The 11,362-nt window shown below is 41.3% G+C and carries 7 protein-coding genes; 1 reads left to right on the forward strand and 6 read right to left on the reverse strand.

Annotated features, from left to right (window positions below; translation table 11 throughout):
* Window positions 1-279: 279 nt before the first annotated feature.
* The 6 genes from QT327_RS16125 to QT327_RS16150 form a co-directional block, all read right to left on the reverse strand.
* Window positions 280-5,847, reverse strand: coding sequence for an alpha-2-macroglobulin family protein (locus QT327_RS16125; protein ID WP_289553353.1), 5,568 nt, complete (start codon window positions 5,845-5,847; stop codon window positions 280-282).
* A gap of 170 nt (window positions 5,848-6,017) precedes the next feature.
* Complete coding sequence (locus QT327_RS16130; RefSeq protein ID WP_013667372.1) at window positions 6,018-6,464, reverse strand: DoxX family protein; 447 nt, start codon at window positions 6,462-6,464, stop codon at window positions 6,018-6,020.
* A 93-nt stretch (window positions 6,465-6,557) separates the two neighbouring features.
* Window positions 6,558-7,427, reverse strand: coding sequence for a cysteine synthase CysM (gene cysM / locus QT327_RS16135; protein ID WP_289553355.1), 870 nt, complete (start codon window positions 7,425-7,427; stop codon window positions 6,558-6,560).
* A 44-nt stretch (window positions 7,428-7,471) separates the two neighbouring features.
* Complete coding sequence (epsC, locus tag QT327_RS16140; RefSeq protein ID WP_130855692.1) at window positions 7,472-8,308, reverse strand: serine O-acetyltransferase EpsC; 837 nt, start codon at window positions 8,306-8,308, stop codon at window positions 7,472-7,474.
* 439 nt (window positions 8,309-8,747) lie between these two features.
* Window positions 8,748-9,848 carry an NADH:flavin oxidoreductase gene (locus QT327_RS16145; protein ID WP_130855691.1) on the reverse strand — a complete coding sequence of 367 codons (1,101 nt, stop codon included), beginning with the start codon at window positions 9,846-9,848 and terminating at the stop codon, window positions 8,748-8,750.
* 50 nt (window positions 9,849-9,898) lie between these two features.
* The gene (locus QT327_RS16150; RefSeq protein WP_130855690.1) at window positions 9,899-10,201 is read right to left on the reverse strand and encodes an ArsR/SmtB family transcription factor; all 303 of its coding nucleotides are present in this window, start codon (window positions 10,199-10,201) and stop codon (window positions 9,899-9,901) included.
* A 309-nt stretch (window positions 10,202-10,510) separates the two neighbouring features.
* Here QT327_RS16150 and QT327_RS16155 point away from each other — a divergent pair, with 309 nt between their 5' ends.
* Window positions 10,511-10,966: a hypothetical protein gene (locus tag QT327_RS16155; protein WP_289553356.1), complete on the forward strand. Its 456-nt coding sequence runs from the start codon at window positions 10,511-10,513 to the stop codon at window positions 10,964-10,966.
* Window positions 10,967-11,362 lie beyond the last annotated feature (396 nt).

Raw genomic sequence — 11,362 nt, forward strand, 5'->3', positions numbered from 1 at the left:
TGCCTGAATTAAGTTAAGTGGTTGAGTAGTTAAGTCGTTCAATAACCAGCAACTAAATTCCGATCACTAATCACTAATAACCAATAACTAACAACTAATAACTAACAACCAACAACCAATAACTAAACCCTAACACCTAACTGCTAACACCTAACAACTAATAACTAACAACCAATAACTAAACCCTAACACCTAACTGCTAACACCTAACAACTAATAACTAATAACCAACAACCAATAAATAACTAAACCCTAACACCTACTGCTAACACCTAATAACTAATAATCAACAACTTCTACCCAAGTTCCTTTTGTTCGCGTTAAGAAAGAATGATCATACATTCCCTCACACTGTACCCCCGGTAAATAATATCTACCAAGATAAGATGCATTTAATAAAATCTTAAACGTGCGGCTCTCGTTGCCGTTTAACGAAAAATAAAAAGAACTTCGATCATCCCGTATATCAATATAATCCGCTTTATTCTGTCCAAAAGCCCCATAATCAGTATATCGAGTATTTACAATTTCCCAACCGGAAGGTAAAATCTGCGTCAATGCCAAATTCTCCACACGATCCAAGCTTTGGTTCTTAACGGCTACCAAGGCAACAAATTCCGTACCTTGCTTAAGGGTATGTATGTCTAATGCCTTACCGGCCCTATCTACGAATTCAACCTGCACGGTTAAATTTCGCTGAATTACCTGTTCTCGGCCAACCGGTAAAACACCACTGTTTAAGAGTTTAACATACAAAGTATTTTTATCATTGTTTCTAATTTTGATACTATTCAGTCCCTTATTTATTTGTAAGCCCTTGTCTATAAACGATTTTGTAGTTTTGACATCCGCACTTTGCCCATGGTAACTAAAACGAGCATTAACACCGTTTTTGCCATTCAATTTTGCAAATTTAGCGATCGAATATAAGCTGTAAGCAGTGGTTTGGGTACTCATCCATGCACCGGACGACAGGTCTTTTGCTATTTTCGTAGCAAGCGCAAATGCATCGACCGTTCGGTTCAACAATAACAGAGTTTCCAGCACCATTGCTCGATTGCGTTCCGGCGAACCGTAATAATAATAGCTATAAGCATTATTAACGTTATTGATACTGCTAATTTTCAGTAATTCATTACCGGCGTGCTTTTGTCCCGCCAATACATAGGCGGCAGCAAGACGTAAACGAGCTTCATTAGAAATACCTACCGTTTCCCTTAAACGGTTCATCGAGGCCAAATCAGGAGCACCTGCTAATGCCAAGGTATACAATCGATAAGCCTGCGCGAAATCGCTACCGGGATGTGTCTCCATACGCCATTGTCTTGCCGCTCGCTGTTGATAGCTTATCCATTTGTTTTTAAAATCAATCGGCAAAACATATCCTTTTGTCTCCGCCTCTAACAAAAAGTGCCCCGCATAGGACGTACTCCAATCGTCGGCTGACGATAAGCCGGGCCAATAAACAAATCCCCCGTCCGGTAATTGAAACCCGGCGAGTTTGCTGATACCTTCAACTACATTTCGTTGAATAGCTTCGCGCTTGGCAGCTTCTAAATCAACAATATCGCCAAGGTACAATTGCGGAAAAACACTGGATGTTGTCTGTTCTAAACAACCGTGAGGATATTGAATCAAATAATTCAACCGGGCATTAAGGTCTATAGAAGGAAAAGAGGAAAGCTCTATACGCGCTTTGTTACTACCATCTACACCAAAAGGCTCCCAAGTGAGTGTCTGCTCTTCGTTGGCTTTCAATACCAGTTCTTTATAATCGTGGGTTATCGGATTCGGATTTTTGACATCGATCTCCACCGGATATGATGCCCTTTCATTACCCGAGCTTGCCACGACTTCCACTTTTGCCATTCCGGTTAACGCACCTACTTCCAAATCGAAGTACACCATCTTCTCGTCCAGACCACTAAAGCTAAGCGATTTGGCACTCGACCCCAGCACTTTTATTCCTTTGCTTACCTTTACCTGGACCCGTGCATTCTTTATCTGATTTTCCATAGCGAAAACGGTCACTGGTAAGGTTACTTTTTCCCCTGGAGAAATCTTCCGAGGCAGCGATGCTAATACCATTAATGGGCTTCTAACGGGTGTCGCCTTTTCTGTACTTCCATAAGCGCTCGTTTTAGCATCACCGGCAACCACCATCGTACGAACCGATCCTATATAGTTCGGCAATTTGACACGATGGGTTTTGCTTTCATTTTTCGACAGATGGAAGGGGCCCAGATAAATCACAACCGGTTTGAAGCGATCTGCATGTTTATTTTCGCCACCTCCAATATCCTCGTCACCGCCTATGCTGAATACCTGATTGATCTTGCCACCATAAGCGCCTATAACGTCATTATATACATCCCATGTTTTAACACCTAAGGCTTCTCTCGCATAAAACTTGTCCCAAGCATTTGGCGTCTTGAAACGAGTAAGATCCAGTAAGCCTTCGTCCACAATAGCGATCGTATAACTCATAGCCCTTCCATTTTTCTCTTTCACCTGCAGACTAACCGCTTGCTCGGGGCGTAATACATCCGGCATGGAAAGAACGGGCTGTAAAATGGTTTCTTTATCCAACACCTCTACAGGCACCACACCATACAAACGAATAGGCGCGTCGTTCAGCGTAGAAGCATGTGGTTGTAAGAGTGTCACAAAAAGATAGATATTGGGTGCCATTTCAGAAGTAACAGGTACTTCTAGCTGCGTCTCACCCTTTTTTGTTTCTACCCAATACGTGTTTACAATCTTCGCGCCACTTTCAATTGATACCAAGGCTCGGCTCCCTTCACTTGAAGGAAAGGAAATCTTCATCTTTTCCCCTACATTGTATTTTGGCTTATCGGTAGAAAACACCAACATATTTGCATTTGTCCCATCGGTATTTTTAGTCTTAGCCGACCAGTAAGGCCAGTCGATCAATACCGTCTCACCGCTTGCGTGCCCCCCGTCCAAGTCGGTTACACGTATAAAATATCTACCCCAGTCCTCATCGTTCACAACAAACTGCACGCTCGTTTTACCACTCGTACCGGTGCTGATACGATAACTTTTAAAAGGTGTTTTGCTGGAAGAAGCACTATAGCTTGATAGGTTATCGTTCGAAGCATCCCACCACCATCGCCAATCCACTTTATATATTTTCACTTCCAAGTTGGCTACTGCCTTCGGTCTTCCCTTTTCATCAACCGTTACAATATCAAATCGATTGCTTTTACCTGTTTCCAACATACCGTATTTATTCGGTTCGGGCGATTTTAAACCCACATAGGTTTGATAAGGCGAATAAGTAGCTGTTGCTACATCCGTGCTAAAATCGCCACCATTTTCATATACCTTTGTAATGAAGGAAGCCTTCAACATACCGGGCGCTTGCCCATGTAACTGCGGTTTGATACCAATCGTTGCTTTTCCGTTTTCATCAACATTTCCGGAGAACACGTTCACCTCTTCGGTGCTAAAGCTGCGTGCCGGATCATCAAAAACATAGTTAGCCAAGCCTTTAAATGTAGTTTTCATTTGATAAAACTTGGCTTGCATTTCTGCTTTCAGATTCTTAGCCACAGCTCCATGCAACCAGATTACCGAAATTTCATCAGTTGTTGCACTATTTGCTTGTAGCACCCGACCGGCCAGGTTGTTCTTTATCTTTAAACGGTTGGGTTTAATGGTTTCTATTTTGATACTTTTATAAAACCGGGCACCACCAACACTCACAACAGCTTCCCAATTTCCTGTAGGAGCTTCATCTTTTGTAGCAATAACAAATCGGTATAAATTACGCTCATTGTATCGTTGTACTAGCTGGGTAAACAACTTTCCGTTAGGATCGGTTAGCCGCAGCTTTATAGGATGATTTGCCGGTAGCTTATTAGCCTGATCATTTAACATAAACGAAAGAAACAAAGTATCTCCGGGACGCCAAACACCCCGTTCTCCATAAATGTACCCCTTCAAACCTTTCTCAAGCTCGTTACCGGCGACATCGAAATTGCTTAATGATAAAGAAAGCCCTTCTTCAAGTTTTACATAGGTACTACTATTATCTTTCTTTACGATAACAAAATATCCTCTTTTTGTATGGTCTAAGTGCGCTATTCCTTCGTCGTTCGTAGTAGCCTCAGCAACTTTCTGTTGTTGATAGTCATAAAGTTCGATATGTGCTCCCGGTACCACTTCGGTTGTTACAATGTTATTCACGGCAAAAAAATAAGAGCCGTTTTTACCCATTTTAGCAATCACACCCAAGTCGGTAGCCAAGACGTTGGTTGACACTTTGTTGTCGTAATAATAATATGAATTAGCACATGGATCTTCTCTCTCTTGCCAATTATAGTCGTCGTAGTAAGGATAGTCTTCAGACTCATTGCTTCTAAAAGACGCTTGCTCGTCTTCCAAGCTTTGTTCTTCCGGCTCCTCTCGGTTTTCTTCCGGTTGGCTACTACATGGATAAATAGAGTAGGCTTTTTTATAGCTAAATTCGACATGATAAATCGCACCTGGATCCGGCTTAATCAGTGAAGCGAGATCTAAGGCAAAAACATTCCACTTCCCATTGTTATATAATCGGTTTTGCGTCAGTTCAATTTTCTTCTTCGCAATAGGCAAAGCAACTTTTCGCAGATTGTAACTGCCATTTAGATCATTATCCTGCAAAAACTGCAAAATATTATCTTGATAAATCTTGTAAATTTTTACATCTACAGCCTTTAGGTTAGCCGCTTCAAAATTCAACTTTAGGTTATTCGAGCTTGGAAGTAAGGTCCCATTTTTAAGCAGTCGCACACCGGGTTTTGTTTGTTCAAAGTATACTTTTTTTGTATAACCCTTTTTAAGCTTCGTCCCTTGTGCACTTTCCACGCCCTGGAAAACCTCTAAGAGTCGCTCCCCTTTAAGGGGCTCGCTCAAAAACACTTTGAGCACATTCCGGTCTACAGTATACGTCAAACTTTTTGCTGAGTCAATCGTCACCAAGCCTTCAAAGTCTTGACTTTTTTTGAGTGGATCTGAAAAATTAATCAAAAGCAGTTGATTATTCTCCTCAGCCACTGTAGCCTTCATCACCTTAAAATGGCCTTTTGCGGCTATTTCTATTTCTTCCTCCCCTTTTTGATCGATATCCAAGTCGCTTCCGTCCCACATTAACTGAATCGATCCATCCTTTTCCGGTCTTTTGATGCTATCTACGATAAAGCGGAATTCAGTCCCCGACTTGATCTGATCAAAGCGAATAGGCAACTTGCCCGTTCCTTGTTTGGCATATATCAATTTTGCCGCTGATTGTACGTCCATCTCATCGCTTGTCCGCAAAACGGCATGTTGAAATTGATATTCCGAACTGTAGGATTGCAATTCTCTGCTAAGCACCACAAAATCTTGCTTAATCGTTTTTATTGTGAAATTGAACTCTTTCAGTTCTTTAGGCACATCAATCAACTCCTTCAACTTAAATGAAATTTGATATTCTGTATCCTGCTTTAATCGTTTACTCGGTTTAAACATCAGCGTATTTTGCGATAAAGCAATAACCTTCCCTTCAACCTTTGGTGTAATCTCAAAGAGATTGGATTCCAATTCCTGATTCGGCATCCATTCCTTTCTGTTGAAATTGAGCACGATACGAATCGTTGACTTCGCCGATATAATGCCTGACGTAAATTCGGTGATATAATCTTTATATAATGAAAAGTCAGAATTGAAATCTTTTCCGTTTTTTTTGCGCAGGCAACCAAGAGGAAAAGAAAATAAATGAATAGGTATTTTTTCTTCATAGAGCAAATTGTGAAAACCATAATGCGTCTGATCGGATATTAGTAACAGTTCCGGAAGATACATATAAGGTTTTTGATAGCCATTTAAATACAGACAATAAAAAAACTACCTCCTTAAGAAGGTAGCTTAATCAATGTTATGAAATTTGATATAATACATGTAGACAGCTTTGTTTATACAGCAAAGCTAAAAGAAGCTGTTCGGTCTCGAAATACCTGTTTTCAGGTAATTTTCTAAAACCATCTTTTATTACCTGGCCTTCTCATTTCATGATCAAGCGAATACCGTCCTGAACCGACAATGAAGAAAACGATTAATAATAGCAAAACCACTAGCGAGAACCAGAATTCTGAGTTTAAGAAACTAAAACCGTTGGTAATGTTTACAAAAAACACTGCACCGAATAAAATTGGCAGCTGAAAGGCAATGGCCACTCGCGTTACTAATCCCAGCGCGATAAAAATCCCGCCAACCAAATGCGCAAAAGCAATATAATGCACAGCCGACCAAATGGATAATTGGAAATGGGTATTTTCCAGTAAACGCGCTACCGAATCCGTATCAGCTATAAAGCTTACACCCTTAGCAAAAATAACAACACCCAATACAATTCTAACAGCATCCATCCAGCGAGGGTGATGTGCATCACCCCAATGTTCGATTCTGTGGATTAGGTTCATAATAACCTCCTTTCTAATTGGTTATATAAAGTTAACAAAAATAAAATCGCATTTACAATTTTATTTTCATTTAATGGAGGTCATACCCTCTCCCTACCCAAACAAATCGCTGCTCAAATAACGGTCACCCCGATCACAAGCTATAAAGACAACAACCCCATGTTCTAGCTCATCCGCCACCTGAAGTGCTGCCTGCAGCGCACCACCGGAACTCATTCCTACAAAAATGCCTTCCTCTTTGGCCATTTGTCTTGCACGAAGTGTAGCATCCTGCTGAGACACGTCAATAATTCGGTCTACCCGCGAAGGATCGAATATTTTCGGTAAGTATTCCACCGGCCAACGCCTTATGCCCGGTATAGACGATTCTTCAGTAGGTTGACAACCTACAATCTGTATATCCTTACTTTTCTCTTTCAGATACATAGAATTGCCCATGATACTACCCGTAGTACCCATTGAACTTACAAAATGGGTGATGGTTCCTGCCGTGTCGTTCCAGATCTCCGGTCCTGTAGTTTTATAATGGGCCATATAGTTATCGGGATTAGCAAATTGATTTAGGATAAAAAAATTCTCATTTGCTGCTTTTTCCTCGGCATAATCCCGGCAAACCTCTATCGATTCAAGTAAAGTAACTTTTGCTCCATATGCTTCCATCGTAAGTGTACGCTCTCTCGTAGAATTAGATGGCATGACCAGTTCAATTTCCAGTCCATAGATCGCCGCAATCATGGCAAGAGCAATACCTGTATTTCCGCTAGTAGCCTCAATAAGACGGGTACCTGCTTTAATTTCACCTCGTTCCATCGCACTGCGAATCATATTCAAGGCAGCTCTGTCTTTCACGCTTCCACCCGGATTATTCCCCTCTAACTTAGCGAATAACTTTACCTTTGGATTTTTATTTAAACGCTTGATTTCAACCAGCGGTGTATTACCTATACTTTCTATAATGTCCATTTCAATAAACTAATGCTCTTAACCCCATTGTTTGATTTAAATACCTATTTCTTTCCAGGGTCAACGATGGTACTTCCTATACCCGCTTCCACTACCTTGATAGTCGATTGATGATACACCGTAGATCCCGCAGGAACACTTTTCGTAAGCCATACATTACCGCCGATCGTCGAATGTGTTCCTACCACCGTATCTCCTCCCAGAATCGTAGCTCCTGCATAAATTATTACATAATCTTCAATGGTCGGATGTCGTTTCGTATTAGCCATAAACTTTTCCACGCTTAACGCGCCCAAAGTTACCCCCTGGTAAAGTTTAACATGATTACCGATAACCGTAGTTTCTCCAATTACGATCCCTGTACCATGGTCGATATATAAATACTCGCCGATTTCCGCACCCGGATGAATATCGATCCCCGTAAGCGAATGTGCATGCTCTGTTAATATCCGAGGTATTAATGGCACCTCCAATTTGAACAAAGCGTGAGCAATACGATAGAGAGAAATTGCCAAAAACCCCGGATAGGTACGAATAATTTCAAACTTACTCCGCGAAGCCGGATCACCATTTAAAATAGCTTCCACATCGGTATTCATTACACGATACAAGTCAGGAACGCGCTCAAAAAAAATTGCTGCTACCGCTTGATTATTACAGTCTTTGCAAGCTTTTGTTGCGTCCAAAAGTTTCACCAAATCGCTTTGCAAACTTAAAAAACGTTCCCGTATCCCCGTTAAACTCTGCTTAGGAGAAGTAAGTCGTTCCGGATAAATTAAATCCAATAAATTAAAGGCCCATTCCGCTATTACTTTATTGGAGGGAACTACTTCTACCCGATGCTGTTTCTCATAAATGTGTTGAAGAAAATCTTCGCTCATGTGGTTTTATTCTGATTATATAAACTTTGATAATTAGCCTATCCATCGTGAATCTGACATACAAAATAGAACAAGCGAGCAACGCTTTTACGTATAATGCCTTTTAGCACATAAAAGCGATTAGCCATCCACGTTTATTTTATAAGGTATTCATGAAAGCTGGCCTTTCATCTATCTCTTCTCAACCACAAAGAACTTTCTTCCCGTGGCATAATGTTATTGTAAAGGACGGAAAATTATTGCATTTATGGCAACACTTTTGTTAGTTCAATATAATATTTGAATCTTTTGCTCCCTTTTTGAGAAATTTTGGGTGTTGCCTGAGATACGGCGAGGTTTATAAATAGAAGGACCCGTCGGCATTAACAATGTCTAATGCACCGCAGATGTCATTACAAAATCGCTACCGGCAGGTCTCTTATCAGAAAGCATGATTAAATTAAATCAACTCAACCAGGGCTTCTCGGGTAAAACCCTTTAATTCATCCGAACGATTATCTCGTATTTTCGTAACCCAGAGTGGATCCGCTAAAAGTGCACGTCCTACAGCCACAAGATCGAAATCCCCCCTATCCAATCGGCGGATAAGCTCATCCAACGAACTAGGGTTGGAACTTTCACCTCTAAACGCGGCTAAAAACTCACCGGACAAGCCAACAGACCCAACCGTAATGGTAGCCTTTCCTGTCAACTTTTTCGCCCAACCCGCAAAGTTTAAGTCAGATTCCTCAAACTCTGCTTCCCAAAAACGACGTTGTGAACAATGAAAAATATCAACACCTGCGTCGGCTAAGGGCTGCAACCATGCTTCCATCTCAGCAGGTGTTTTTGCATGTTTATAGCTATAATCGCTCCCTTTCCATTGCGATAGGCGTAAAATAATGGTAAAATGTTCCCCAACCTGTTTTCTAACCTCTTTGATGACTTCTATGGCAAAACGTGAACGTTCGGATAAGGTTTTGCCCCCATAAATATCTGTTCGGTTATTGGTGGCTTCCCAGAAAAATTGATCGATTAAATAACCATGTGCCCCGTGTATCTCAACACAATCAAAGCCTAGACGCTTTGCGTCTGCTGCCGCGCTACCAAAAGCTCGTATGGTGTCTTCAATGTCTTTTTCACTCATGGCTCTCCCATTGGAAAACCCCGGCCTTGCCAAATCTGAAGGCCCTTCAAAAGGTGCTGCAGGAACCCAACCGGAATGGTGATTTTCCATAATACCCATGTGCCATATCTGCGGCCCCATGCTGCCTCTTGCTGCCTGTACACTCTTAATCACCTGCTGCCAGCCGGCCAAGGCCGATTCGCCATAGAAATGCGGGATATTTGGGTCGTTCGAAGAGGATACGCGGTCAATCACCGTACCTTCTGATAAAATTAACCCTACATCACTTGCAGCCCGCTTGCTATAATATGCAGCCACTGCATCTGTGGGCACACCATTCGGCGAGAATGACCGTGTCATAGGCGCCATAACGATTCTATTCTTTAAATTCAACGACTTCAGTTGAAAAGGCTCAAACAATTTTGTGGTACTCATTCTTTTGAATTTTTACCCTCCCTACGGGAGGCAAGCTTTTTACTTTTAATTTATAGCGCCGATTTTACAAAGTCTCCTAACAATTCAAAGGCCTTCTCATTACGTTTATAGTAGGTCCACTGTCCTATTCTTGTTGCTTCCAGTAGACCGGCCTTTAATAACAGGGCCAAGTATTCTGATACCGTGGACTGTGTCATGCCGCACTTCTCCTGTATCTTTCCTACACAAACCCCAACTTCCATAAAGTCGGCATGCTCCTGTGGAGGAAAATGCCGCTCAGGGTCTTTAAGCCATTGGAGGATATCCAACCGGGTCTTATTAGAGAGTGCTTTGAAAATCGCCAATTGATCCATGCAGCAAATATATATCGACTTTTCCCGATATCCCTATTGATAGAGATGCAAATGACGAAACATTGATAATAAGTGGATTGAATTACATTTCGTTGACCTTATACTCGCCTTTCAAAAATTTCCGCTTCAATGTGAAAGACTGCTGATGTGGATCGCTACCGGAAAACCAGTAGAAAAAAACACCCATAAACCGGAATTGCTCAGCTTTTCTCAGCTGTATACCTTTGGGAAAATTATTTCGGGCCTTTATAAAGAAGTTATATCCCTCGATAATTAAGAACAAAAGTTTAAAACATATTAATTACACTTATGAAACGATTTTTTCTATCCTGTTTTTTAGCGGCCAGTGTATTGGCCATGAACGCCTGCTCGGACGACGATGATCCACAACCACAAGTTGAAGACACGAAGAATGCAAAATACACAATTACAGTGGAGGGTGTTGGCGTTGATGAAACGGCAACGTTCAATTTCATAGGAGTGACGGTATCTCAAGAAAAAAATCTCTGGAAAGTAAATGGACAACTTCGCACCAACGAGACAACTATTACCTTAACAGCTGATGATTTTCCGAGCAAAAAGACTTATGTTGTTGAATCTAATGTTCCTCATTATGACACTGGGGTTGTCATTTCCTGCCAAAACTTTGACGATACGCCGATTAAATTCACTTATAAGGCAGAGATTAATGGCAAGGTGCTTAAAGAAGATACACAAACTATAAGCGGCTTTGGCACACAGTATCATCAAGATTATCAATACTAGGTTTTATACTCAACGGTACAACGTAGGGTCTGGTTATCCCTGCCTATCGAGAATCTTCACGATAGGCAGGGATGTTACAATAATCCGGACATAAGACAAGGGTAGCAGGACATAAGATTTTATTAAAGGCTTTAGGCGATAGGCAATAAGCATTAAGCTATAAGCAGTAGGCACTAGGCTTGCACAAACCACTTATTATCACATTTTCACAATGCTACGACGAGGACTCATGAGTGCCAAAAAAGCAAACACTTACGAATAATCGGCTATTTCCTACTTAACCACTCAACTACTTAACTACTCAACCACTTAACTACTCAACCACTTAACTACTCAACCACTTAACTACTCAACTACTTAACCACTTAACCACTCAACCACTCAACGACTCAACCA

The organism is Olivibacter sp. 47, assembly GCF_030372825.1.
GTDB lineage: Bacteria > Bacteroidota > Bacteroidia > Sphingobacteriales > Sphingobacteriaceae > Olivibacter > Olivibacter oleidegradans.